This window comes from Pelagibius sp. 7325, from assembly GCF_037652055.1.
Taxonomy (GTDB): domain Bacteria; phylum Pseudomonadota; class Alphaproteobacteria; order Kiloniellales; family Kiloniellaceae; genus Pelagibius.
This window is the reverse complement of the sequence record NZ_JBBKAH010000002.1, coordinates 1,097,262-1,120,793: the sequence shown is the minus strand read 5'-3', so window position 1 is coordinate 1,120,793 and position 23,532 is coordinate 1,097,262. Positions and strand designations below refer to the sequence as shown.

At 66.0% G+C, this 23,532-nt stretch carries 24 protein-coding genes and 1 tRNA gene; 15 read left to right on the top strand and 10 right to left on the bottom strand.

What is annotated here, in order from left to right:
* Positions 1 to 3 precede the first annotated feature (3 nt).
* The 3 genes from rpoN to ptsN all read left to right on the top strand — a co-directional run bounded on the left by rpoN (position 4) and on the right by ptsN (position 2,772).
* Positions 4 to 1,533 (top strand): RNA polymerase factor sigma-54, encoded by a 1,530-nt coding sequence (rpoN, locus tag WDC82_RS07270; RefSeq protein WP_340116589.1) that lies wholly within the window; start codon positions 4 to 6, stop codon positions 1,531 to 1,533.
* Positions 1,534 to 1,696: 163 nt separating this feature from the next.
* Positions 1,697 to 2,281, top strand: coding sequence for a ribosome hibernation-promoting factor, HPF/YfiA family (gene hpf, locus WDC82_RS07265; RefSeq protein WP_340116588.1), 585 nt, complete (start codon positions 1,697 to 1,699; stop codon positions 2,279 to 2,281).
* 26 nt (positions 2,282 to 2,307) lie between these two features.
* Positions 2,308 to 2,772 carry a PTS IIA-like nitrogen regulatory protein PtsN gene (gene ptsN, locus WDC82_RS07260; protein ID WP_340116587.1) on the top strand — a complete coding sequence of 155 codons (465 nt, stop codon included), beginning with the start codon at positions 2,308 to 2,310 and terminating at the stop codon, positions 2,770 to 2,772.
* 102 nt (positions 2,773 to 2,874) lie between these two features.
* Here the strand turns inward: ptsN and WDC82_RS07255 are convergent, their stop codons facing one another.
* The 10 genes from WDC82_RS07255 to WDC82_RS07210 form a co-directional block, all read right to left on the bottom strand.
* Positions 2,875 to 3,090 carry a DUF1150 family protein gene (locus tag WDC82_RS07255; protein WP_340116586.1) on the bottom strand — a complete coding sequence of 72 codons (216 nt, stop codon included), beginning with the start codon at positions 3,088 to 3,090 and terminating at the stop codon, positions 2,875 to 2,877.
* 1 nt (position 3,091) lies between these two features.
* Complete coding sequence (locus WDC82_RS07250; RefSeq protein WP_340116585.1) at positions 3,092 to 3,550, bottom strand: Hsp20 family protein; 459 nt, start codon at positions 3,548 to 3,550, stop codon at positions 3,092 to 3,094.
* 195 nt (positions 3,551 to 3,745) lie between these two features.
* Entirely contained in the window at positions 3,746 to 5,452 is a 1,707-nt protein-coding gene (locus tag WDC82_RS07245; protein WP_340116584.1) for an EAL domain-containing protein, read from the bottom strand.
* Positions 5,453 to 5,625: 173 nt separating this feature from the next.
* On the bottom strand, positions 5,626 to 6,411 hold the full coding sequence (locus WDC82_RS07240) for a metallophosphoesterase (RefSeq protein WP_340116583.1): 786 nt from the start codon (positions 6,409 to 6,411) through the stop codon (positions 5,626 to 5,628).
* A gap of 222 nt (positions 6,412 to 6,633) precedes the next feature.
* Positions 6,634 to 7,953 carry an esterase-like activity of phytase family protein gene (locus WDC82_RS07235; protein ID WP_340116582.1) on the bottom strand — a complete coding sequence of 440 codons (1,320 nt, stop codon included), beginning with the start codon at positions 7,951 to 7,953 and terminating at the stop codon, positions 6,634 to 6,636.
* Positions 7,954 to 8,109: 156 nt separating this feature from the next.
* Positions 8,110 to 8,823, bottom strand: coding sequence for a hemerythrin domain-containing protein (locus WDC82_RS07230; protein WP_340116581.1), 714 nt, complete (start codon positions 8,821 to 8,823; stop codon positions 8,110 to 8,112).
* A 194-nt stretch (positions 8,824 to 9,017) separates the two neighbouring features.
* The gene (locus WDC82_RS07225) at positions 9,018 to 9,479 is read right to left on the bottom strand and encodes a c-type cytochrome (protein WP_340116580.1); all 462 of its coding nucleotides are present in this window, start codon (positions 9,477 to 9,479) and stop codon (positions 9,018 to 9,020) included.
* 88 nt (positions 9,480 to 9,567) lie between these two features.
* Entirely contained in the window at positions 9,568 to 10,635 is a 1,068-nt protein-coding gene (locus WDC82_RS07220) for a tartrate dehydrogenase (RefSeq protein ID WP_340116579.1), read from the bottom strand.
* Between the two features lie 134 nt (positions 10,636 to 10,769).
* Positions 10,770 to 10,845, bottom strand: a tRNA-Ala gene (locus WDC82_RS07215).
* 244 nt (positions 10,846 to 11,089) lie between these two features.
* Complete coding sequence (locus WDC82_RS07210; protein WP_340116578.1) at positions 11,090 to 11,452, bottom strand: TIGR02300 family protein; 363 nt, start codon at positions 11,450 to 11,452, stop codon at positions 11,090 to 11,092.
* 277 nt (positions 11,453 to 11,729) lie between these two features.
* Between WDC82_RS07210 and aroA the strand changes: the two genes are divergently transcribed.
* The 12 genes from aroA (at position 11,730) to WDC82_RS07150 (ending at position 23,526) form a co-directional block, all read left to right on the top strand.
* Entirely contained in the window at positions 11,730 to 13,076 is a 1,347-nt protein-coding gene (aroA, locus tag WDC82_RS07205) for a 3-phosphoshikimate 1-carboxyvinyltransferase (protein WP_340116968.1), read from the top strand.
* A gap of 10 nt (positions 13,077 to 13,086) precedes the next feature.
* Positions 13,087 to 13,722 (top strand): (d)CMP kinase, encoded by a 636-nt coding sequence (gene cmk / locus WDC82_RS07200; protein WP_340116577.1) that lies wholly within the window; start codon positions 13,087 to 13,089, stop codon positions 13,720 to 13,722.
* 167 nt (positions 13,723 to 13,889) lie between these two features.
* Positions 13,890 to 15,620 carry a 30S ribosomal protein S1 gene (gene rpsA / locus WDC82_RS07195; protein ID WP_340116576.1) on the top strand — a complete coding sequence of 577 codons (1,731 nt, stop codon included), beginning with the start codon at positions 13,890 to 13,892 and terminating at the stop codon, positions 15,618 to 15,620.
* 424 nt (positions 15,621 to 16,044) lie between these two features.
* The gene (gene ihfB / locus WDC82_RS07190) at positions 16,045 to 16,326 is read left to right on the top strand and encodes an integration host factor subunit beta (RefSeq protein ID WP_340116575.1); all 282 of its coding nucleotides are present in this window, start codon (positions 16,045 to 16,047) and stop codon (positions 16,324 to 16,326) included.
* Between the two features lie 166 nt (positions 16,327 to 16,492).
* Entirely contained in the window at positions 16,493 to 16,852 is a 360-nt protein-coding gene (locus WDC82_RS07185; RefSeq protein ID WP_340116574.1) for a lipopolysaccharide assembly protein LapA domain-containing protein, read from the top strand.
* 17 nt (positions 16,853 to 16,869) lie between these two features.
* On the top strand, positions 16,870 to 17,805 hold the full coding sequence (locus WDC82_RS07180) for an ornithine cyclodeaminase family protein (RefSeq protein ID WP_340116573.1): 936 nt from the start codon (positions 16,870 to 16,872) through the stop codon (positions 17,803 to 17,805).
* Positions 17,806 to 17,807: 2 nt separating this feature from the next.
* Positions 17,808 to 18,971, top strand: coding sequence for an FAD-dependent oxidoreductase (locus WDC82_RS07175; protein WP_340116572.1), 1,164 nt, complete (start codon positions 17,808 to 17,810; stop codon positions 18,969 to 18,971).
* A 98-nt stretch (positions 18,972 to 19,069) separates the two neighbouring features.
* Complete coding sequence (locus tag WDC82_RS07170) at positions 19,070 to 20,188, top strand: FAD-dependent oxidoreductase (protein WP_340116571.1); 1,119 nt, start codon at positions 19,070 to 19,072, stop codon at positions 20,186 to 20,188.
* A 23-nt stretch (positions 20,189 to 20,211) separates the two neighbouring features.
* Positions 20,212 to 20,955 (top strand): orotidine-5'-phosphate decarboxylase, encoded by a 744-nt coding sequence (gene pyrF, locus WDC82_RS07165; protein WP_340116570.1) that lies wholly within the window; start codon positions 20,212 to 20,214, stop codon positions 20,953 to 20,955.
* Between the two features lie 4 nt (positions 20,956 to 20,959).
* Positions 20,960 to 21,832, top strand: a complete 873-nt coding sequence (locus tag WDC82_RS07160) for a hypothetical protein (protein ID WP_340116569.1) — start codon at positions 20,960 to 20,962, stop codon at positions 21,830 to 21,832.
* Positions 21,833 to 21,937: 105 nt separating this feature from the next.
* On the top strand, positions 21,938 to 22,756 hold the full coding sequence (locus tag WDC82_RS07155; RefSeq protein WP_340116568.1) for a hypothetical protein: 819 nt from the start codon (positions 21,938 to 21,940) through the stop codon (positions 22,754 to 22,756).
* The gene (locus WDC82_RS07150; RefSeq protein WP_340116567.1) at positions 22,753 to 23,526 is read left to right on the top strand and encodes a hypothetical protein; all 774 of its coding nucleotides are present in this window, start codon (positions 22,753 to 22,755) and stop codon (positions 23,524 to 23,526) included. The genes WDC82_RS07155 and WDC82_RS07150 overlap by 4 nt, the downstream gene beginning before the upstream one ends.
* The last annotated feature ends 6 nt before the right edge of the window (positions 23,527 to 23,532 follow it).

The following is a 23,532-nucleotide window of genomic DNA, read 5'->3' as shown; positions in this document are numbered from 1 at the left end:
GCTATGGCGGCGACACAAAGATTGGAACTGCGCCAGCGCCAATCTCTGGTCATGACGCCGCAGTTGCAGCAGGCGATCAAACTGTTGCAGCTTTCCAACCTGGAACTTGCGGCGGAAGTTGACCGAGAGCTCGAGCAAAATCCGCTGCTCGATCGCGACGAAGGCGCCAACGATACCCTGCTGGACAGTCCTTCGATGGACCAGCAGGCCGAAGCCGTTGACCCTACCTCGGAACGCGAAGTCGCAGATCCCGATACCGTACAGCGCTCGACCGCCGAGAACCTGCCGTCGTCCGCCGACGAGCCTCTGGATACCGACTACGAGAATGTCTACACCGGCGGCGCTGCATTCGAAGGCCCCGGCAGCGAGCCGGCCTTTTCGACGCGCGGCGCGGCGCCCAGCGGCGACGACGAGTTCTCGCTGGAACAGCGCCTTTCCGGCACCCTCACCCTGCGCCAGCACCTCTCCGAGCAGCTACAGATCGAGATTGCCGATCCGACCGACCGCGCGATCGGCGCCTGCCTGATCGACCAGCTGGACGACAACGGCTACGTGACCGGCGACCTCGTCGAGCTGGCCGGGCAGCTGGGCTGTCCCTTCGAGCGCCTGGAAGCCGTCCTGCACCTGCTCCAAGGATTCGAGCCGACCGGCATCTTCGCCCGCTCACTGGCCGAATGCCTGGCCCTGCAGCTGAAAGAGCGCGACCGCTACGACCCGGCCATGCAGGCGCTGGTCGAGAACCTGGAGCTGCTGGCCAAGGGCGACCATGCCAGGCTGCGCAAGCTTTGCGGCATCGACCAGGAGGACCTGGCCGAGATGATTGCTGAGATCAAGGCGCTGGACCCGCGCCCGGCACTCAGCTTCGAAGGCGAGGTGGCGCAGCCGGTGATCCCCGACGTGCTGATGCGCCCGGACCGGCAGGGTGGCTGGATCGTCGAACTGAACGCCGAGACCGTGCCGCGGGTCCTGGTGAACTCCGACTACTATGCCCAGATCACCAGCGCCGTGCGCTCCAAGAAGGAGCGCGAATACCTGAACGAGCGCCTGCAGTCGGCCAACTGGCTGGTCAAGGCCCTGCACCAGCGGGCGACGACAATCCTGAAGGTCGCCACCGAGCTGGTGCGCCAGCAGGACGCCTTCTTCCGCAAGGGCGTCGAGCACATGAAGCCGCTGACCCTGCGGGACATCGCCACCGAGATCGAGATGCATGAATCGACGGTGAGCCGAGTCACGTCCAACAAGTACATCGCCACCCCGCGCGGCACCTTTGAATTGAAGTACTTCTTCACCGCTTCCATCGCCGGGGCCAACGGCACCGCCCACTCGGCCGAGGCGGTACGCCATCGCATCAGGCTGCTGATAGATGCCGAGAGCAGCAAGGATATCCTGTCCGACGACACCATCGTCGAACTGCTGCGCAAGGATGGGGTAGATATCGCCCGGCGCACGGTGGCCAAGTACCGCGAAGCCATGAGAATTCCCTCCTCCGTGCAGCGCCGGCGCGAAAAGGCCGGATTGGTTAACCAGACTTAACCATCTGATTTTCCAGTAAATATATCGGCCGCTCTCACGTACATTAACCATGGGAGACAGCCTATTGACTTCACTTGGGGCCGTCTCTATGTTGCGCCCGCCGTGCCTATAGGGCATGCTGAGAGGGTGGTAAGCCACCTCGTTTCAATCCACAAAAGCGATTATGCAGCTCTCCGTTAAGGGAAAGCAGCTGGACGTCGGTGACGCGCTGCGAACGCACGTTGATGAAAGCCTTTCGCGTATTCTCGACAAGTATTTCGGGGATGCCTTGGAGGTTGCCGTAACGCTTTCGCGCGAGGCGCACCTGTATCGCGCCGTGATCTCTGCGCACGTGGGCCGCGGCATACAGATGGAGGCCCAGGGCGAGGCTAACGAGCCCTATCCCGCCTTCGACGCGGCAGCCGACCGCATGTCGAAGCGCCTGCGCCGCTACAAGCGCCGTCTGCGGGACCACAACAGCAAGACCGCCGAGGCGGCCCCTCTGCCCGCCCAGCAGTACATCCTGGCTGGCGAAGGCCCTGAGGAGAGTGAAGACGAGAGCAACGCGGACGGGCAGCCGGCCGTCGTTGCGGAGATGACAACGGAAATTCCGACGCTCACGGTTAGCGAGGCGGTCATGCGCATGGACCTGGCAAACCTGCCAGCCATGATGTTTCGCAACAGCGCCCATGGCGGCCTGAACATGATCTACCAGCGGAGCGACGGAAACATCGGCTGGATCGACCCGCGCGGAAACCGCGGTGAGTGATACCGGCTGGGGACCTAAGGTTGCTGATGGATATTTCTGATCTGATCTTACCGGAGAGCGTGGTCGCGAATCTTCGCGTCACCAGCAAGAAGCAAGCTCTCCAGGAACTGGCCAAGAAGGCAGCCGAGCTCACCGGACAGCCCGAACGGGCGTTGTTCGAAGTGCTCATGGAACGCGAGCGCCTGGGAACCACCGGTGTCGGCCACGGCATCGGCATCCCGCACGGCAAGCTGCCGGAGCTGGACCGCCTGTACGGCCTCTTCGCCCGCCTGGAGTCACCAATCGACTTCGACGCGATCGACGAGCAACCGGTCGACCTGATCTTCGTGCTGCTGGCACCGGAAACCGCCGGAGCGGACCATCTGAAGGCGCTGGCCCGGGTGTCGCGCCTGTTCCGCGACCGCGCGGTCTGCGAGAAGCTGCGCGGCACCGAGAGCGCCGAGGCGATTTACGCCCTCTTGACCCAGAGCCAGGCCAGCCACGCCGCCTAGAGCGGATCGCGATCCGCTGTGGGGCGGCAGGACCGCCGAATCGGAAGGGCCGCCTTCCCTGTGCGGGAAGCGGCCCTTGCCCTTGCTGGGTCTCCGGCGGGGTCAGTGCACGCTGAGCGGCTCCATGCCGTTCTGGCGCACCGCCACGAAGGCGACCTCGTAGTCGGTGAGTGCGGTAATGGTGGAGCCGTCGGCCGAGTGGATCACGAAGACCTCCTTGCCGTCTTGGCGCTCCTTCTTCACGTAGGCGACGTCGTCGATGCCGAGCATCAGGAAATCCTGCGGCGACAACTCGCTGTAGGTGACCTGCTGGTTCATATTAGTCCTCCGATCCAAAACCTTCGATGACCGATCCCTTGCCGTCTGTGCCATCCTGCGTCACGATCTTGATGGTGCGCACCTCAGGCTGGACGACCGGGCGTTCGAGCTCGATATGCAGCAATCCGCTTTCCAGCCGGGCGCCGGTGATCTCGATGCCTTCGGCCAGTACGAAGCTGCGCTGGAATTGCCGCGCCGCGATACCACGGTGCAGGTAGACTCGGTCGTGTTCGTCAGCCTGCTTGCCGCGGATGACCAACTGGCGATCCTCGATCTGCACGGAGAGGTCGTCGTCGGTGAATCCGGCCACAGCCAACGTGATGCGCAGCCGGTTTTCCCCGAGCTGCTCAACATTGTAAGGGGGGTAGCCTTCGGCCGTCTTGGAGATGCGGTCGATGGCCTGCTCGAACTGCTCGAAACCGAGCAGGAGCGGGCTGTTGAAAAGGGACAAGCGCGTCATCGAACGGATGCCTCCTCCTTCTTGAGCAAGGCTGCTTGTTACACGGATCCGGATACCCGCCTGGGCCCTCCGTCCGCCAGCGGCCCAAAAAGCGGCGCCGCCACTAGTTAAAATGGGGGCTCCCCGCCGCCCAATCAAGCGGGGGGCCGGAACCGCACGTTGAAGCGTTCCGGCCGCATAACGCCGAAATGCACGCTAGCGTCGGACGCGGCTCGCCGCGGTGCCGGCAAAGACCGGTTGCGGCGCCGGACGGCCCAAGAGGTAGCCCTGGCCCATGTGGACGCCGAGGCTGCGCAGTTTTGCCACTTGGTCGTCGAGTTCAACCATCTCGGCGATGGTCTTGATCTTGAGGTCGGCGCAGAGATCGCAAAGGTTGCGCAGCATCAGACCGTCACGGTCGGAGGTCAGCAGCCGGCGGGTGTAGGTGCCATCGATCTTCACGTAGTCGACCTCGAGCGCGCGCAGGTACTGGAAAGACGCGGCACCGGCACCGAAATCATCCAGGCACATGGAAAAGCCCTGACTCTTCATGGCGTTGAATACACGGGCGACACGTTCCAGGTCGTGCATGCGCGAGGATTCGGTGGCCTCGAAAAGCAGGCGGCCGGCCAAGCCACTGTGCTGGCGCAAGAGGCCCATAAGGGTGTCGACGAAGACGTCGTTCTGCAGCGACAGCCCCGAAAGATTGACCGCCAGATTCACCGGCGTGCTCGCGGCCCGCTCGGCCATGAAGGCGATGGCGCGCCGGCAGCAGGCGAGGTCGAAGTCCTGGATGAGGCCGACGTTCTCGGCAAAGACGATGGTCTGGTACGGCGATTCGCCGTGGGCGAAGCGGGTCAGCGCCTCGAAATGCGAGATCTCCCGGGATTCCAGGTCGACGATGGGCTGGAAAGCGAAATCGAACTTGTTGGCGGCAACCACCGCCTTGAAGGCGGTAATGCGGTCCTGGGTTTCCATCACCTGCTCGTGGAAGGAAACCGCCAGGCTGGCCACGCCGAGGCTGCCGGTGCCCTTCGAGGCCATCTTGTTGATGGTATAGACAAGGGCCTGGGCCGCTTCCTCGCTGGTGAGTTCCTCGCTGGAAGCGGTGACCGTGGCCTGCTCAACCTCCAGCCCGGCACCCTGGGGGTCGAAGGCGCGGGCCAGTTCGGCGAGTTGGCGGCGCACCTCGACACCGACGTCGGCGCCGGCCTCGTGGACGATGCTGAAGCGGTCTTCGGCGATGGCGCCGGCGGCGTCGGCGTCGATGGCACCGCTGCGCATGACGGTCCCGGCATCGGCGTAGAAGGCCTGCCAACGGTCGCTACCCAGGCGCTCGCGGAAGCCGGCGGCGCCGACGAACTCGATAAAGGTGATCTCGACGTCCTGGCCGGACGCGCGTGCCGCCTCCAGGGTCTCTACCGCAGCCTCCTCGAAGGCCTTGCGGCGCAGCAATCCGTTGTCGGTGCGTGACGCATCGGCACGCGCCGCCTTGGCAAGCCCGATGCTGGCGACCGTCAAGGTGCAGTAGATGACGTCCTCGTGGTCGGGAATACGGCAAGCGTTGAACACCACCCGCAGTGGCTTGCGCTGAGTGGCGGACAAGCCCGGCGGGTGGATCGACACCAGGATCGGGCCGCAGCGCTTGCCCGGCGTGAGGGCGCCGATCTTGGCGACCAGCAGCGAGCGGTCCTCCTCGGCAAAGATCTCCAGCCAGCCCTGGCCGATCACCGCCTTGGGCGGGCCGCCAAGCAGCTGGTTGGTGGCGCCCACGGCATAGCGGATCAGGCTGTCGTCGCCGATCTCGAGCAGCAGGTCCGAGGCGGCGAAGGCAAAGGCAAGGAAGCGGTCGCGCTGCTCGCGCAACTGCTCGGCCTCGCTCAGAACCACATCGACTTCGCGGTTTTCCTTGGCCTGGACCATCCCCTGCCTTTCCGTGACCTACCGCAGAGCCCCCTAGGTGACCGAACAAACGGTGATCGAGGAAAGCGGGCGGAATCGTCGAAAACTCTAGCCGAATACCCTTAGGGCTTGCTTAAGAGGCGCCCTTAGGGAAAGCATTCTTTAACCAACAAACCTCGCAGCGGCTTGACGAATCAAGCCTCTTCCTGGGTCGAGATGAAACGCAGGCGGTCACCGCGCAACTCCACCGCGCTGAGCCGACCACTGGCGAACACCCCGCTGTCGACGCCGATGCGGTGGGGAAGCGCCGTCGGCCCTTCCGGTGTGTGACCGTGCACCACGGTGACCGGGTGCGGCCAGTCGCGGCCGCTGAGAAAGGGTTCGCGGATCCACAGCAGATCCTGTTCGGTTTGCGCCCCAAGCGGCCGTTCCGGGCTGATCCCGGCATGAACGAAGAGGTAGTCGCCGATGCGATGCTGCAGGGCGAGCCCCTGCAGGAAGGCGAGCCGTTCCCCTCCCAGGCTGTCCGCAAGCGCCGCTGCCAGCTCGGCCGGCTCCTCGATGCGCGCGTCTGGGGCCAGGGTTTTCAGCGTCTCCTCGCCGCCGAAGCGCCACCAGTTGAGCAGGCGCGGTAGGCTGAGGTCCTCGCCGGTCGCCGCCTCGATCAGATAGACCTCGTGGTTGCCGATCAGGCGGATCTCCTCGACATCGGGCAGGCCGAGCCCGGCGGCCACGAGGTCGAGGGCCTGCAGTGGCTGCCAACCACGATCGACGTAGTCGCCCAGCCACACCACGGATACCTGCCCCGCCGCCTGCGACTCGGCCAGTTCGAGGGCAATGATGCCAGCAATGCGTTCATGCAGGGCCCAGAGATGGTCAGCATGGGCATGCACGTCGCCGATGGCAAAGACCGCGCGCCCGGCGTCCAGCGGACGCGGCGCTGGCTGCCAGTGCGTGGTTTCAGCGACGATGCGCGACATGCTCTCTCCGGCGAAGAATGGCCCTCAGTCTAACCGAGCGGCTCGCCGAAACGAAATGGGCGTCAAAGGGAGGCCTGCAAGAGAAAGGCCGGCACCGCGGGTAGCGGTGCCGGCCGGCAAGTTACAGGCCCCAGGTTACAGGCCCCAAGCGAAAGGGCCGGGCCCATAGGGAGGCTTTCGGAGAACGCCTGTCCCCCGCAGGCCGCGGGGAACGAAACGGACCTAGTCCGTATAAACGGCAGTATCGGCCTTCACCGCGCCGCCGACCAATAGCACCTTGGTCGCATCACCGGTGATGCCGAAGTCGTTGTCATTGATGAGGGCCATGGTGCCGTCACCCAGAAAAGCTATGCCTTCCAACTTTACCGGCGCCTCCGGAAAATCGCGCGCCGTGTCGAAACGCAGCGTCTTGGCGAGCGGCGTGACGCCGGTGCCGGCAAGGTCGTTGCTGAGCTCCAGGCTGGGACTGGTCGCCGCATCGTCCCACTTGCTGGAAAGGATATTGGTGGCACCGGCCAGCGAGACTTCGTGCAGCTTGGTGGTGGCGTCAGTGCGCTCCAGCACCAGCAGGCGGTCGGGGCCGATCGCCGCCATCTCGGAGATGCGCGGCGCGTTCTGCTTGTCGGAAGGATCCAGCGCGAAGCTCTGCGGATCGTCCAACTGGTAGACGTACTCGCCGACCAGCCGGGCGCTGTCACGCTCCATCTTGAACAGGCGTGTGTTCTTCGCCTGCGCGTAGGCCTTGGCATCGGGATTGGCGAGCGGGTTCTGCAGGATGAAGTAGAGGAACTTCTCGTCCGGCGAGACGGCCATGGATTCGATGCCGCGATTGGCCTGGCGCTTCGAGAGGATGGCAGGCAGGCCGCCGACAATCTCAGTGTCTGCGTCCTTGTAGTCGGCGACGGCATCGGCCGGCACGATGCGCTTCACGATGCGCCCGTCGGGTGCCACGTGCAGCACCGAGGGGCCCATCTCCTCACCCATCCAGAAGCTGCCGTCGGAGAGTTTCACCAGGCCCTCGGCGTCGACGGTATTGGGATCGTAGGCAAGCTTGTTGCCCTGCGCGTCGAGGCCCTGGTCCGTCTTGGCGACGCTCTGCGGGTTCAGCAGGCCCGTAATGGCGCGGCCCGAGGCGGTCTTCAGGGAGATCACGTCCTTCACCGCGAAAGTGCCGCTGGCCGGGTCGAGCTCCAAACGGTAGATCGACGGCGTATAGTCCGGTGTCGGGTAGAAGCGGGCGCCCTTCACGTCCGTGCACAGCGCCTGGCTTGCTTCACCCATGATCGTCTTGGCGTCCCCGCAGGTGAAGTTCGGGCCGCGGTCGGAGGCGACATAGATGACGTTGGCCGGGTCACCCGGATGACGGAAGGCGGCAGAGCCTAGGCCGATGGTGAAGGCTGACGTCTTTCCGCCCGGGTAGGTCACCGTGCGCCAGGTGGCAAGCGGATCGTTGGTAACCAGCAGTTTCATATCCATGGCGAAGGCGGAAGCCGCCGGGCCGAAGGCGATCAGCCCGGCCAGCACAAGCGCGCGTCGGTTCATCGTGAAATCCCCTATCCAAAATACGCGAGAAGAAGCGGCGCGGAAGGACTCCGTGCGTCTTCGCGAGGCTAGGTGCCGGCGATGTCCGGCGCGTGACGCTTGAGATAAGGATTTGTGACAGCCCCGGAGGTCAGGGTCAGGGGCCAAGCCCCCGTGTCAGCCGTTGCGCGGACGTTTTGGCCGCCACCCCGACGCACCGTCGGGGATTGTCGAGGACGCCTCATAGACATGGGTGGCCATCGGCCAACGCGACCTTCTTGCCGCCCGCAGCGGCCTGCCGATCCGATTGAGCCAGATCGACGGGCGACCGCGCAGGCAGAACCTAGCAGACTGCCGGCGGCTCGCCGTGACGCCGACAGAGCCGGCGTGCACCAACGCGGATTGCGATGCGGGCTGCCTTGACGGAATCGTTGTGGGCATCTGGCGTCCATAGGTTGCGAGCCACTGGCGTTTCGCTTCGGCATAACGCTCGCCTAGCCTCGCCGCCCGCCCCGGCTCGATCAGTGAATCGGCCAGGGCGAAGGTCTCGGTCTCTTCGCTGCTGCAACGGCGCTCCAGGACAGACGCCAGACGGGCAAAGTCAGTCAGCCAGGACGCCGTGCAGAACTCCCTGTCCGCGAGGGCGTCGAGCAGCATGACAGTCTCATCATGTGCTACGACACTGCGCTGCACCAGTGTGCGGCCATCGGGGAATGCGAGGAGATCGGCATAGAAAGTCTGCTCTTCGGCAGCGGCACTTGACTCCACCGCATCACAGAGCTCATCGAACAGGCTTTGCATCTCGCAACTGCCGTCCGCAGTCTCCAGGATGCGCGTCGCCAACTCGTGCTGCCCGCGACGATCAGCCTTCATGCATTCGTAGATGTTCACGGCTCGCCTACCTCGCTTTCACCATCAGCATCCGGGCGCTACGCCCCTCAGCACAAAGGATAACGCTCCTCGGGGAACTCGGTTCCGCGATACCGCGAAGCCTTGCCGTCCCCAGGCAGGAAGCATCAGAGCATGACGGGATCACCGCGTCCGTGAGTTTTCCCACACCCTCCGGCAGGACGCGTCGCGCGGACCTATTGCCGGGAGATCTGGTCGTGTCGAGCCTGTATTTCCGCGGGCCATCGGCTCTTTATATAAGACAGCACGGCCCAGATCTCGGCGTCGCTCAGCGTGCCCTCGTAGGCCGGCATATCGCTTTGATAGCCGCCACCGACGATGGCCGCCGGGCCATACTTGGTGAGCGCGAAGAGCTGAGCGTCGGGATGGTGCCAGGTGTGGCCGCTCGCGTCGTGCGGCGGCGCCGGCAGCCGGCCGTTCGGCAGGCGCTGGCGCCAGTCGGCCTGACCCTCGAGTTGCGACCCATGGCAGGCGGCGCAGTTGTCAGCGTACAGCCGTTCTCCCAGCGCCACCTTCGTGCGGTTGTGCGGATCGATGCCCGCGGCGGCGCCGCTGCCGGTGAACATATAATACGCCCCGGCGCCGCCGGCGATCAGCAGCGCCAATCCGACGATGAGCCAGCTCGGTTTCTTCGCCATCTTCCTATCCGCCGCTTCATCCGGGCCGGGCAGACTCCCCCTTCCAGTAGGGGCAAAGTCAAGTCGCGCGCATTACGCCAGGACTTAATTAGGCCAAGGCCTCCAGAATCGCCTGGCCGCAGCCGCGGGTGTCGGCCGTGCCGCCGAGGTCGCGGGTGCGCGCCTTGGGGTCGACCAGCACGCTTTCGATGGCGGTCTCCAGTTCCCTGGCAGCGGCTTCCTCGCCCAGGTGGTCGAGCATCATCGCGGCGGTCCACACCGCGGCCACCGGGTTGGCGATGCCCTTGCCGGCAATGTCCGGCGCCGAGCCATGCACGGGCTCGAAGAGGGAGGGGAACTCGCGCGGCGGATTGAGATTGGCCGCCGGCGCGATGCCGATCGAACCGGCAATCGCCGGGCCGAGGTCGGAAAGGATGTCGCCGAAGAGATTGGAGGCGACGACCACATCGAACCAGTCCGGATGCTGCACGAAGTGCGCGGTCAAGATGTCGATGTGGAACTGCGCGGTCTTCACAGCGGGGTAGTTCTTCGCCATGGCCGCGAACCGCTCGTCCCAGTAGGGCATGGTGTGGACGATGCCGTTGGACTTGGTGGCGGAGGTCACGTGCTTGCGCTTCCTCTTTTCCGCCAGGTCGAAGGCGTACTTCAGAATGCGGTCGGTGCCGCGGCGCGTGAACACCGAAAGCTGGGAGGCCATCTCCTGATCGGTGCCGCCATAGGAGCGCCCGCCGATGTCGGAGTACTCGCCCTCCACGTTCTCGCGTACCACGATGAAGTCGATGTCCTCGGGACCTCGTCCAGCCAGGGGCGAGGTCATGCCCTTCAGCAGGCGCACCGGCCGCACGTTGGCGTAGAGATCGAGCTCGCGGCGCAGCGGAATGAGCAGGCCCCAGAGGGAGACATGGTCGGCCACGCCGGGAAAGCCGACGGCGCCCAGGTAGATCGCGTCGAATTCCTTCACCTGGGCGATGCCGTCCTCCGGCATCATGCGTCCGGTCTCGGCATAGCGCTCGCACGACCAGTCGAACTCTTCCCATTCGATCGCAAAGCCGTGCCGGCCGGCCACCGCCTCGGCGGCGCGCTGGCCCTCGGGGATCACTTCCTTACCGATGCCGTCGCCGGGGATGACGGCGATGCGGTACTTTTTCTGGGCCACGCGAAACCTCCCTGCTGTGTCGTTGCTTGCCTTGGCGTTGGATGCCTCGAATAGGGCAAAGCCCGTCTTTGGGCAAGATCGTGGGACCCAGAAAGCAAAAAACCCCCGGCCGCTGGGCCGGGGGTTTTGGAAACTGGTGGAGCCGGACGGAATCGAACCGACGACCTCTACAATGCCATTGTAGCGCTCTCCCAACTGAGCTACGGCCCCATGGGAACCGCCGGCGCCTCAAAAAACGTCGCCCGGCGGCGTGATGCGGGAAATTAGGTATCCCGCCGGATCAAGGCAAGGAAAAATTCGCGGGGATTCGATGTCCCTTCAAGCCCCCGGAACCTTCGCCTGCCGGAACGCCCTCCCCGCCCAACCTTGACGGCAGGACGGGCGGAGTATCCGCGAGAAGGATTACCCCAAGCCTAACGCGGCAGCGCAGAAAAGGCTTTGGATCCCCGCAGCCTCAGGTTTCGTCCTCTCCCTCGACCACGACGGCCACGTCGTCGTCGCCCAGGTCCTCGGTGTCCTCGATGAAGTCGTCGTCATCGGAATCGCCGACAGCGGCATCGGCCTCGTCATCCTCGATCTCGAAATCGTCGTCGACATCCTCGCCATCCTCGTCATTCGCCGGCGCAGCCTTGGGCTTCTTCGGCTTCGGCGCGGGCTCCGGCTTCGGGGCGCTACGCGGGCGGCGCGACTTCAGCAGTGCCTCCGGGTCGAATTCGGCGCCACAGGAGGGGCAGATGATCGGTGACTTCTGCAGGTCGTAGAACTTGGCGCTACAGCTCTGACAGATGCGCTTGGTTCCCCACTTCGGATTTGCCACCAGCGCGTACCTCCAAAGGTCTTGCGGTTTTAGGGAAGGAACTCAGGGACTGGGCGTCGCAATTGCCATGATCGTGCATCGCTGTCAAAAGGTAATTGCGGCTCTGCAGCCGCCCGGAAAGCCCGGGGACAGGCACGCGATGGCACCGCCGGCACAGAGGGCATTGCAGACGCCCCCACCGGCCCGGTAGAACCGGGCCAAGAAACGCTAATTCCGGCTGCCCATAGCCGCCAACCAGGAAAGCCGACCCACCGTGAACTCCTCGTCAGGTACGCCCATGGCCGGACACCCCATGACCGGCCGGCCCAGCGGGGCGCTTTCGGGCTCCGTGCGCCTGCCCGGCGACAAGTCCATTTCGCACCGGGCGTTGATGTTCGGCGCCCTGGCGGTCGGCGAAACGACCATCGACGGCCTGCTGGAGGGCGAGGACGTGCTGCGCACCGCCGCTGCCATGCGGGCGTTGGGAGCCGAGATAGAGCGAGATGCAAAGGGATGCTGGCGTGTCTGGGGACGTGGAATCGGCGCGCTGGCGGAGCCGGACGATGTGCTGGATATGGGCAACTCCGGCACCGGCGCGCGCTTGCTGCTGGGCATCCTGGCGAGCCATCCGCTGACCGCCGTCCTGACCGGCGATGCCTCGCTGCGCCGCCGTCCCATGGCGCGCGTCACAGAACCGCTGTCGACCTCCGGCGCCGTCTTCATCGCCCGCGAGGGCGGGCGTTTGCCGCTGACGGTGATCGGTGCGCGCGACCCGCTGCCGCTCGACTACCGCCTGCCGGTACCGTCGGCTCAGGTGAAATCGGCGGTGCTGCTGGCCGGTCTCAATGCCCCCGGCGAGACCCGCGTGGTCGAGCGCGAGGCGACGCGCGACCACAGCGAGCGCATGCTGCGCCACTTTGGCGCCGACATCGTGATCCGTGAGATCGATGACGAAGGCCATCGGGCACAGGAAATCCTGCTGACCGGCCAGCCGGAACTGACCGGCCGTCATGTGCAGGTGCCGGCCGATCCTTCCTCGGCCGCTTTCCCGCTGGTCGCGGCCCTGCTGTTGCCCGGCTCCGAGGTGCGCCTGAAAGCGGTCGGCATGAACCCGCAGCGCAGCGGCCTGATCACGACCCTGCAGGAGATGGGCGGCGACATCACCATCGAGAACGCCCGCGAGGAAGGTGGCGAGCCGATTGCCGACCTGGTGGTACGCGGCAGCCGTCTGAAAGGCGTCGCAGTGCCGGCCGGGCGGGCACCCTCGATGATCGACGAGTACCCAATTCTCGCCATGGCCGCCGCCGCCGCCGAGGGACGCACGGTCATGCACGGCCTGGGCGAGTTGCGCGTGAAGGAGAGCGACCGCCTCGCCGCCGTCGCCCGCGGCCTCGCGCTGTGCGGCGTCGAGGTGACGGAGCAGCCGGAGACCCTGACCGTCACCGGCTGCGGCGGCCGCCCGCCGGGCGGTAACAACCAGGCCATCGCGACCGAACTGGACCACCGCATTGCCATGAGCTTCCTGGTCCTTGGCCTTGCGGCCGAGCGGCCGGTCCTGATCGACGACATGACACCGGTGGCGACCTCGTTTCCCGACTTCGCCGGGCTGATGCGGGGCCTGGGCGCGGAGATCGCCGAGCCGTGATTATCGCCCCATGATTATCGCTGTCGACGGACCGGTGGCCGCCGGCAAGGGCACTCTGGCCCGCCGCCTGGCCGCCGCGCTGGACTACGCCTATCTGGACACCGGGTCCATCTACCGCGCCGTGGCCGCCAAGATCCTGGCCGCCGGCGGCGATGCGGAGAACCCGGAGACCGCCACGGCGGCGGCCCGGGCCCTGGAGCCCATCGACCTGGAGCGCGATGACCTGCGCCTGGAAACGGTCAGCCAGGCAGCCTCCAAGGTGGCGGCGATTCCTTCCGTCAGGGCCGCCCTGCTCGACTTCCAGCGGGACTTCGCGGACCGCCCGCCGGGGCGGAGAAACGGGGCGGTGCTGGACGGCCGGGACATCGGCACCGTGGTCTGCCCCGAGGCAAATGTGAAATTTTTCCTGACCGCTTCGGTGGAGGCGCGGGCCGCCAGGCGCCATAAAGAGTTGATCGAACGGGGCGAGGAGAGTATATACGCCCGCGTTTTGCAGGATCTGCGCGAGAGGGATGCGCGCGACAGCGGGCGGGCGACCGCCCCCTTGAGGGCCGCAGAGGACGCGGTCCGGCTTGATACGAGCAGCATGGATGCCGATCAGGCCTTCGCAGTCGCCATGGCGGAAATCGCCCGGCGCCGCGACTAAGGGACCGGTTTTTCAGGAATTTTGGCGATGCCACGGGCCGCGAGCCCCAGGACGCCGCATTTCCTGATTGCGTAGGTCCGGCAAGACGAACCGCCCGGGATGGTCCCGGGAAGACCGGCGGCAAACCGCCCGGCCTGGATAGTGCACGAACGAAAGGACTACCGACTATGGCTGAAGCAGCCACCAGCACCGCCCCTGTGAAAGAGAGCTTTGCCGCTCTCCTCGATGAATCCCTCGGCACTGAAGACGGACTCGAAGGCAAGGTCCTCCGCGGCATCATCATCGCCATCGACGGCGACACCGCCGTTGTCGATGTCGGCTTGAAGTCGGAAGGGCGCGTGGCCCTGAAGGAATTCGCCGAGGCCGGTCAGATGCCTGAGCTGAAGGCGGGCGACGAAGTCGAAGTCTACCTCGAGCGCATGGAGAACAAGAACGGCGAGGCGATGCTGAGCCGTGAAAAGGCCAAGCGCGAGGAAGCCTGGACGCAGCTGGCCAAGGCCTTCAACAGCAACGAGCGCGTCACCGGCGTCATTTTCGGCCGCGTGAAAGGCGGCTTCACCGTCGATCTCTCCGGCGCCGTGGCCTTCCTGCCGGGCAGCCAGGTCGACATCCGCCCGGTGCGCGATGTCAGCCCTCTGATGGGTACCCCGCAGCCCTTCCAGATCCTCAAGATGGACCGCTCGCGCGGCAACATCGTGGTCTCGCGCCGCGCCGTCCTGGAAGAGACCCGCGCCGAGCAGCGTTCGGAGCTGGTGGCCAACCTGAAGGAAGGCCAGGTTCTGACCGGCGTGGTGAAGAACATCACCGACTACGGTGCCTTCGTGGACCTGGGCGGCGTCGACGGCCTGCTGCACGTCACCGATATTTCCTGGAAGCGCATCAACCACCCGACCGAGGTGCTGTCCATCGGCCAGCAGGTCCAGGTCCAGGTGATCCGCTTCAATCCGGAGACCCAGCGCATCAGCCTGGGCATGAAGCAGCTGGAAGCCGACCCCTGGGAGGGTGTGGCCGCCAAGTACCCGGTCGGCACGAAGTTCACCGGCCGCGTCACCAACATCACCGACTACGGCGCCTTCGTGGAGCTGGAAGCCGGCATCGAAGGTCTCGTCCACGTCTCCGAGATGAGCTGGACCAAGAAGAACGTCCATCCGGGTAAGATCGTCTCCACCTCCCAGGAGGTCGAGGTCATGATCCTGGACGTCGACGAGCAGAAGCGGCGTATCAGCCTGGGCCTGAAGCAGTGCGGCAACAACCCGTGGGAGGCCTTCCTGGCCAACTATCCGGTCGGCAGCGAGCTGGAAGGCGAGATCAAGAACATCACCGAGTTCGGGCTGTTCGTCGGCATGCCCGGCGAGATCGACGGCATGGTTCACCTGTCCGACCTGGACTGGAACCTGTCCGGCGAGGAAGCGGCCAAGCAGTACAACAAGGGTGACATGGTCAAGGTCAAGGTGCTGGACGTCGACGTCGACAAGGAGCGCGTCAGCCTCGGCATCAAGCAGCTGGGCGAGGATCCCTTCGCCGGCTCGACCGAGAAGCTGCGCAAGGGCGACGTGGTGACCTGCACCGTGCATCAGGTGACCGAAAACGGCATCGAGGTGCAGGTGGGCGACGGCGCCATCGGTTTCATCCGCAAGGCCGAACTGTCGCGCGACCGCAGCGAGCAGAACCCGACCCGCTTTGCGGTGGGCGAGAAGGTCGATGCGCGCATCACCGCCATCGACCCCAAGACCCGCAAGATCTCGCTGTCGATCAAGCAGCGCGAGATCGCCGAGGAGAAGGAAGCCGTGGCCGAGTACGGCTCCACGGAGTCCGGTGCCAGCCTGGGTGACATCCTGGGAGCCGCCATCTCCGAAGCCGCGCGCAAGCGCGATAGGGGCGACGGCGAAGAGGACTGATCCGCTCCGTCGAGATCCGTTACGAACGGCCCGCCGAACCCTCGGCGGGCCGTTTTCTTTTGCGCCATAGCCCTTTGCAGCGCTGAAGGGGCCCGCTGAAGCCCGTGAAAACGCAAAGAATCCACGCCTCTCCGCCATTTTTCTGCGCCCGGGCCTTCATCGGGACATTCATCGAAAAAACGTTTGTTCTGAAAGGCTTATCCTTGACGCCCGCAGATTCCTCTGGCAACGTTTCCCCTACTTGCGACAGGGTTAACTCCCGGCCGCATGAATAAGCAGGGCGGTGCGTACACCGGAGCGGGGGGAGTGCCTTACGGGGTTCTCCGTAATGCAAAGCGAATAACCGGCGGCGCCCGTGATCTGCGGGAGGTAAACGGGATGGGGACTCCGGCCGCTTCGCGGGTCGGGAGGGGATGACGTCGCTATGACCAAATCGGAACTGATCCAACACATCGCGGATCTCAATCCGCATCTGTACCACCGTGACGTGGAGCGCATCGTCACGACGATCTTCGACGAAATCAGCGAGGCGCTGGCCAGGGGAGACCGGGTCGAACTGCGCGGTTTCGGCGCTTTTTCCGTGAAGCGCCGCGAGGCGCGGGTCGGCCGCAACCCGCGTACAGGTGCCGCAGTCAGCGTGTCGGAGAAGCATGTACCCTTCTTCAAAACCGGCAAGCAGCTGCGCGAGCGCCTGAACAGCCGCTGAATCGTCTCGTCGCCGGCGGACCACGGGGTTGGCAGGTCAGGCCCGCCGCCTAGGAATCGTGACGACAGGCCTCGCGGGACGGCGGCGATTGGGCTAGACTCGGCGCATCCCAGCGTCCCCAAGTCCCTGGGGACCATCGTCCGCAAGCAAGCAACTGGCGTCGCCCGTGCACTTCGTCTACTGGATCGTCACCTTCCTGTTCCTCATCGTCTTCGTGACTTTCACGGCGGCCAACCGGCATGACGTGGCCATCGACTTCTGGCCCTTCGAATACCAGCTGAGCCTGCCAGTCGCCCTGGTCCTGCTGGGCAGCCTGTTGAGCGGTTTCGTGGTTGGCGCCTTCCTCATGTGGCTGCGCGTCGGCGCTGCACGTGCGCGTGCCCGCCGTGCCGAGCAGCGCGCCACAATCCTGGAGCGCGAGGTGGTCGAACTGAGGCGCAGCGCCGCCAGCCAGCGCAGCCCCGGCACGCCCCCGCCGTCGCCCCCTTCCACGAGCGGGCTCAAAGCCATTTCCGGCGGCCACTGACCGGAGGTGGCGGTCTGATGCGCATCATTTCCGCCGCGGAGGTCGAGGCCGCCCTCGACTATCCCTCGCTCGTCGAGCGCCTGCGCCAGGCGTTCCGTCGCGACATTGCCGTGCCGGTCCGCCACCACCACGATGTCGAGGTAACCGGCGGCAGCACGGCAACGCTGCTCCTGATGCCGGCCTGGCAGGTCGACCGCCACATCGGCGTGAAGATGGTGACGGTGTTTCCCGACAACGCGGAAAAGAGTCTGCCGGCGGTGATGGGCATCTACGTCCTGGTCGATGGCAAGAACGGCTCGCCACTGGCGCTTATCGACGGGCCGACCCTGACGGTGAAGCGGACCGCCGCCGCCTCGGCACTGGCCTCCAGCTATCTCGCGCGGCCGGATGCCGAGCGCCTGCTGATGGTCGGCACCGGCGCGCTGGCGCCGCAGCTCATCGTCGCCCACGCTGCCGTGCGGCCGATCTGCAATGTCCTCATCTGGGGCCGCAACCCGGAGAAGGCCAAGCGGCTGGCCAAGCAGATGAACCGACGCGACTTCCGCGTCGACTGGACCGACAACCTGGAGGAGGCCGCGCGCGGCGCCCATGTCATTTCCTGCGCCACACTGTCGAAAGAGCCGCTGATCCGCGGCGATTGGCTGCAGCCCGGCCAGCACGTCGACCTGGTCGGCGCGTTCCGGCCGGACATGCGCGAAACCGACGACGCCGTCATGCGGCGCGCCCGCGTCTTCGTCGACACCCGCGCCGGGGCGACGAAGGAGGGCGGCGACATCGTGCAGGCCGTGGACTCGGGCGCCCTGTCGCTGGACGATATCGCCGGCGACCTTCTGGAACTGACCCGCGGCGAGCGCAGCGGGCGGCGCTTCTACGACCAGATCACCCTGTTCAAGTCTGTCGGCACGGCGATCGAAGACCTCGCTGCCGCCCAGCTCGTCTGCGAAAGGTACTGACCTTGCGAGTCCTCATCGTCGGTGCCGGCGTCATGGGCCTGGCGGCGGCCGAGGCCCTCGCCACTGCCGGCCACCAGGTCGTCGTCTTCGAGCAGGGCGGGATACCCAACGATCTCGCCTCCTCCACCGATCAACACCGCCTGATCCGTTATCCCTATGGGGACCAGGACGGCTACGCGGCCATGGTGGCGCCCGCTTATGCCGCCTGGGCGCGCCTGTGGCAGCGGCTTGGGCGCAGCCACTACGTGCCGACCGGCACCCTCGCGATCAGCCGCGAAACCCCCGGTGGGGACAACGAGACCTGGATCGACCGCTCCGCCGCGGGACTGGCGCGCCTCGGCGTGGTCCACGAATGGCTGGATGCCGAGGCACTGGCCCGGCGCTTTCCGCTGCTGAACCACCAGCCGGGCGACCGCGGCCTCTATCTGGAAAGCGGCGGCATTTTGCGGGCCAAGCCGATTCTGCAGAGCCTCGCCGCCCGCGTCGCCGCCCAGGGCGGCAGCCTCAACACCCGCCGCCGGGTCACCGCAATCGATACCGAGGCCGCCACCGTTACCCTCGCCGGCGGCGGCACCGTCAGTGGCGATCTGGTGGTTGTCACCGCCGGACCCTGGCTTCCCGATCTGTTGGCGGACCTGCTGCCCGATCTGGCCGGCCGCATAACCCCCTCACGCCAGGCCTACGCCTATCTGCAGCCGCCGCCGGAATTGCAGGACGCCTGGGCACGCCATCCCATGCTGCTGGACATTGGTGCAGGCTCGGGCTCCGGCTTCTACCTGGTGCCTCCCGCGGCCGGCACCGGCATGAAGGTCGGCGACCATGGCTTCTCGCTCAGCGGCCACCCCGACCGCGAGCGCGACGGCCAGCCGGGCGACGTTGCCGAGGCTCTGGCCATGGCGGCCGAACACCTGGTCGATTTCGAGCGCTTCCAGGTCGAAAGCATCGGGACCTGCTTCTACACGGTGACGGCGGACGAGCGTTTCATCGCCGCCCCGCAGGGCGCCGCCTGGATTCTGACCGGCTTTTCCGGCCATGGCTTCAAGTTCGCTCCACTGATCGGCGAGGCTCTGAGCGAGGTGATTGCCGGGCGCCAGAGCGCCGACAGCTTCCGGGACTGGATTTCGGGGCGCCCGAGCGCTATGCAAGACGCGGCGCCGGCCGAGTGAGTTGTTTGGCGTCGGCCCGAGCGGCGGATTGATCCGACCGAAGGGCCCCGGCGCAGGGCAAGCCAAGGGCGAGCCAAGGGCAAGAAGGTCCCACGTCCATGAAAGTCATCATTATCGGGGGCGGCATCGTCGGCTTGTCGACGGCCTGGGCCCTGGCGCGCAGCGGCCACGAGGCGCTGCTGTTCGAGCAGGGACCGCTGCCGCACGAGGGTGGCGCCTCCTACGACCAGCACCGCCTGATCCGGTTGCCCTATTCGGATCAGCCAGGCTACTGCGCCATGACGGTCGACGCCCTGAAGGCGTGGCAGCGGATGTGGGACGACCTGGGGGAATCCCACTACGCCGAGGTCGGCAGCCTGGCGCTGTCCACCGAGGAGGGCGACTGGGCCGACCAGTCACGCCAGACCCTCGACCACCTGGGCCTCGATTATGAGACTCTGGACCACAAGCAGATCGAGGCGCTCTGCCCCTTCATGAAGGCGCCGGCGCAGGCCTGGGGCCTCTACAACACGACCGGCGGGGTGCTGTTCGCCTCGCGCATCGTCGACTCGCTGATCCGTGACCTGCGGCGACGCGGCGTCACCCTGCGCGACGAAAGCCGTGTGGTCGGCGTCGATCCCGCCGCTGGCGCCGTCACCCTGGCGAACGGCCGGCGCGAGACGGCGGAGGCCATCGTCGTCTGTGCCGGCGCCTGGACCGCCAAGCTGTTTCCCGAACTCGCGCGCCGCGCGGTGCCGCACCGCCAGGTGGTCGCCTACATGGAGCCGCCAGAGCGGCACGCAGCGAGCTGGGCCAAGGCGCCAGTCATGGTACATCTGCTGAACGAGGTCGACATTTATGCAGCACCGCCAGCCGGCGGGACCGAGCTGAAGTTCGGCTGCGGCCAGCACCGCCGCCCCGGCGATCCGGACCGGCTGGATCCGCTGCGGCCAAACGAGGCGGCCGAGGTTGCCTCCGCCTTCGCGCCGCTGCTGCGCGATTTCGACGACTACAAGGTGCTGCGCGGCCAGGTCTGCCCCTACGCGGTGTCGCCCGACGAACGCTTTGTGACTGAAAATAACGGGCCGATCCTGATGATCGGCGGCTGCAGCGGCCACATGTTCAAGTTCGGTGCGGTGATGGGCGAGCAGCTGGCCAGGACGGCGACCGGCGCGACCAACTTCAAGAGCTTCCGCCTCTGGGCCGAGGGCCGCCACCAGACCCTAACGCCTGAATAGATAGCAAGAAAGAGAACGCGACCATGGCCAGCAGCCCCGCCCTGAAACCACACGAACGCATCTTCGTCGGCCTCGACACACCGGACATCGACAAGGCCTCGCGTCTCGCCAAGGCGCTGATCGGTGCCGTCGGCGGCGTGAAGATCGGCAAGGAGCTGTTCACCGCCCAGGGCCCCGACGGGGTGCGCATGGCCGCCGGCGGCGCGCCGCTGTTCCTCGACCTGAAATTCCACGACATTCCCAACACCGTGGCTGGCGCCGTGCGCGCCGCCGTGCACCTCAGGCCCAAGATCCTCAACGTGCACGCCTCCGGCGGGCGCGCCATGATGACCGCCGCCGCCGAGGCGGCGCGCGAGGCCTCCGAGGATCTCGGCGTCGAACGCCCCAAGGTGATCGGCGTCACCGTGCTGACCAGCCTGGACGAGAAGGATCTGGAAGAGGTCGGCCAGAAGGGCCCGGCTAAGGACCAGGTAAAACGCCTGGCGCTGCTGGCCCAGGACAGCGGCCTCGACGGGGTGGTCTGCTCGGCCAAGGAAATCGCCCTGCTGCGCAAGGCCTGCGGGCCGGACTTCCTGCTGGTGGTGCCCGGTATCCGCCCGGCCTGGTCCGTGGCGGGCGACCAGAAGCGCATCATGACGCCGGAGGATGCCGTTGCCGCCGGCGCCGACCACCTCGTCATCGGCCGCCCGATCACCGCGGCGGAGGACCCCCTGGCCGCCGCTCGGCGCATCGCCGCCGACCTGGATGCAGCCGGGGTGACCGCGTAAGCGCATGACTCAACAGAACCAACCGCCGCAGCAGGCGGTGGCGACGCTGCCGATCCTCAACACGCTGATCGACGCTTTCGTCATCGCCTACGGCAACCCGCCGCTGCTGTTCCGCGCCGCCCTGGGCGGCCTGCTGCTGCTGGCGGCAACGACGATGGTCGCGCTGATCGTTCCGGCGAACGCTTTCACCCTGCTGCTGATGCTGCTGGCGCCCTGTGCCGCCTACACCCACTTCGGCGTCAACTGGTACCGTATTGTGCTGCTGGGACCCCAGGGAATGGTCCGGCCGGCGCTGCGCTGGGACCGGCGCCATTGGCGCTTCCTGGCGCTCGGCCTGCTGATCGGCGCGGCGCTGCTTATGCTCGGCGCCGTGATCACCATGATCGTGCCGCTGTCGGCGGCGCTGGTCGCGCTCGGCCTGCTCTACCTCGCCGCCCGCCTCAGCTTCATGTTTCCGGCAGCTGCAGTGGAGGAGTCCTACACTCTCGCCTTCGCCTGGCGCCACACCCAGGGCCAGGGGGGCATGCGCCTGACACTGCTGCTGCTGATCGCCGGCCTGCCGCTGTTCCTCGCCGTCGCCTACCTCGCCAGCATGCTCTTTGCCGCGGTCATCGGCATCTCGCTGTTCGACCTGGCGGCGCTGCAGCGAGGGGATGGGGGGCTCGCCGAAGGCGGTACGCCGCCGGAGATCTCGCCCATGGCCGCGCTGTCGCTGAAAATGGTCACCGAAGCGCTGACCATGGCGGTGATGGCCGTGCTCTACACCATCGTCGCGCTGGCCTTCCGCACCTGCACCGGCTGGGTACCGGCCGGCGGCGACCTGCCCGTGAGGCGGGGCAACAACGGCCCGGAGGACGGCGGCGACCGCCAGGGCTGAGCCCTTTCCCGTCTTTCACGTGGTCGAACTCAGGCCCCGCTGCTATCGTTCCGGTTGGATTTTATCGGCCGGTTGCCGCCGGCGCAGGAAGGTTTGGGAGAGCGAATGGCCGTCCTCGAGAACGCAGAAGCCGTCGTCCCCAAATTGCCGATCTGGCAAACGACCAAGGCTGCCTATCGCGACACCTTCGGCAACCTGGGCGTTGTTGCCACAGCTGCCGCGGTGCCATTCGGCCTTTCCGTACTGGTCGATATCGCGCTGCCAGAAGACGCCGCCGGTGCCGCCCTCGCGGTCATCCGACTTTTCCTGACCACCGCCGTCGTTGCGCTCTTCGAGATCGCCTGGCTCCGCCGGCTGCTGTTGGAGGAATCTACCGCGCGGCCGGGATTGGTGCCCCCCATCGGTCGGCGCTTCCGTGTCTTTGTCGGCTACAGCTTGCTGCTCACCGTGTTGTACGTCCCCGCGATCTTCTTCCAAGTCGTGCTGGTGGAGACAGCGCAAGCTTCGCCGGTGACCTTCGGCATCTTCATTTTCATCCTCTACGTCACCGCCAGTTACCTGATCGCCCGCTTCAGCTTCGTCGCCCCTTGGATCGCCCTGGATGCACCTCAGCGGCTTAGCGGGTCCTGGCATCGCACCCAGAGGAATGGACTGCGCATCCTGATCGCCTACTGCCTCACGGCCCTGCCTTTGGTGCTGTTGCTGGCCGTCTTCGGCGTCATCATCGCAGCCGTTTCCCCAGATTTGGCGGCGCAGATGGAGAACGGTGTCTCCGATGGTGGCGCATTCTGGTTTGTCGTGATCGGCGGCAACGCCCTGTTCTATCTCTACTACGCGCTAAGCTGTGCGGTACTGGCCCACGCTTTCTGCACACTCACGGGCTGGCGGCGCGACCGCCGCGAACTGCTGGAGCGCTTCGAGTGATCCAAGCGGAACCGCCATCCGGCGCCGTGGCGCCGCTGCCGCTGCTGCCGACTGTTTCGGAAGCCTATCGTCTCGTGTTCGGCAACTTGGGGACGTTGGCGAAGGTTACGGTGCTGCCGTTCGTCCTGCTATTTCTGATCACCGTGCTGGCCTCCCTGCTCGACACTTTTGAAGTCCGCCTGGTGTGGGAGTTCGGCGCCGAGTTGCCTTGGACTCTCATGGCGGTCGCCTGGTTGCGATTCCTCCTGCTGGGGCCGACCTCTGGTGACGTCGTGGTATTTCCACGGCTGGGGACACGGCATGGACGCTTCCTCATCTACGCGCTGCTGCTCTCGCTCATCAACCTGCCGCTGACGTTCTTCCACCACCTGTCGGGAGCACTAGGGCTCGACAACGCCGTGGCCACCCTCGCCTACTGGGTGCTGTTCATGCCGCTGTTCTACCTCAGCCTTCGCTTTGCTTTCGTATATGTCGCAACGGCGGTCGACGAGCCCTACAGCTTCGCCCATGCCTGGCGGCACACGCGCGGCATCTCCTTCACGCTCTTCGCCGCGATCGGACTGACCGTCGTCCTTCCCGCAGAAGGCATCGATTGGCTGCTCGGCCTTTTGAGCGACTCCGATTCCGGAACCTTCGCCGCCCTACTCCTATGGCATGCCAACATGTGGCTGGTGGAGGCGCTCTACCTCGCCTTCTGTGTTGTCGCATTTCGCACCTGCACCGGCTGGGTGCCGGCGCCGGCCCACGACCTTCTCCAGCGCTTCGACTGACCCGGT

Coding starts and splice junctions, on each gene's coding strand:
- rpoN (WP_340116589.1), top strand. CDS start 4: ATGGCGGCGACACAAAGATTGGAACTGCGCCAGCGCCAATCTCTGGTC.
- hpf (WP_340116588.1), top strand. CDS start 1,697: ATGCAGCTCTCCGTTAAGGGAAAGCAGCTGGACGTCGGTGACGCGCTG.
- ptsN (WP_340116587.1), top strand. CDS start 2,308: ATGGATATTTCTGATCTGATCTTACCGGAGAGCGTGGTCGCGAATCTT.
- WDC82_RS07255 (WP_340116586.1), bottom strand. CDS start 3,090: ATGAACCAGCAGGTCACCTACAGCGAGTTGTCGCCGCAGGATTTCCTG.
- WDC82_RS07250 (WP_340116585.1), bottom strand. CDS start 3,550: ATGACGCGCTTGTCCCTTTTCAACAGCCCGCTCCTGCTCGGTTTCGAG.
- WDC82_RS07245 (WP_340116584.1), bottom strand. CDS start 5,452: ATGGTCCAGGCCAAGGAAAACCGCGAAGTCGATGTGGTTCTGAGCGAG.
- WDC82_RS07240 (WP_340116583.1), bottom strand. CDS start 6,411: ATGTCGCGCATCGTCGCTGAAACCACGCACTGGCAGCCAGCGCCGCGT.
- WDC82_RS07235 (WP_340116582.1), bottom strand. CDS start 7,953: ATGAACCGACGCGCGCTTGTGCTGGCCGGGCTGATCGCCTTCGGCCCG.
- WDC82_RS07225 (WP_340116580.1), bottom strand. CDS start 9,479: ATGGCGAAGAAACCGAGCTGGCTCATCGTCGGATTGGCGCTGCTGATC.
- aroA (WP_340116968.1), top strand. CDS start 11,730: ATGGCCGGACACCCCATGACCGGCCGGCCCAGCGGGGCGCTTTCGGGC.
- cmk (WP_340116577.1), top strand. CDS start 13,087: ATGATTATCGCTGTCGACGGACCGGTGGCCGCCGGCAAGGGCACTCTG.
- rpsA (WP_340116576.1), top strand. CDS start 13,890: ATGGCTGAAGCAGCCACCAGCACCGCCCCTGTGAAAGAGAGCTTTGCC.
- ihfB (WP_340116575.1), top strand. CDS start 16,045: ATGACCAAATCGGAACTGATCCAACACATCGCGGATCTCAATCCGCAT.
- WDC82_RS07180 (WP_340116573.1), top strand. CDS start 16,870: ATGCGCATCATTTCCGCCGCGGAGGTCGAGGCCGCCCTCGACTATCCC.
- WDC82_RS07170 (WP_340116571.1), top strand. CDS start 19,070: ATGAAAGTCATCATTATCGGGGGCGGCATCGTCGGCTTGTCGACGGCC.
- pyrF (WP_340116570.1), top strand. CDS start 20,212: ATGGCCAGCAGCCCCGCCCTGAAACCACACGAACGCATCTTCGTCGGC.
- WDC82_RS07160 (WP_340116569.1), top strand. CDS start 20,960: ATGACTCAACAGAACCAACCGCCGCAGCAGGCGGTGGCGACGCTGCCG.
- WDC82_RS07155 (WP_340116568.1), top strand. CDS start 21,938: ATGGCCGTCCTCGAGAACGCAGAAGCCGTCGTCCCCAAATTGCCGATC.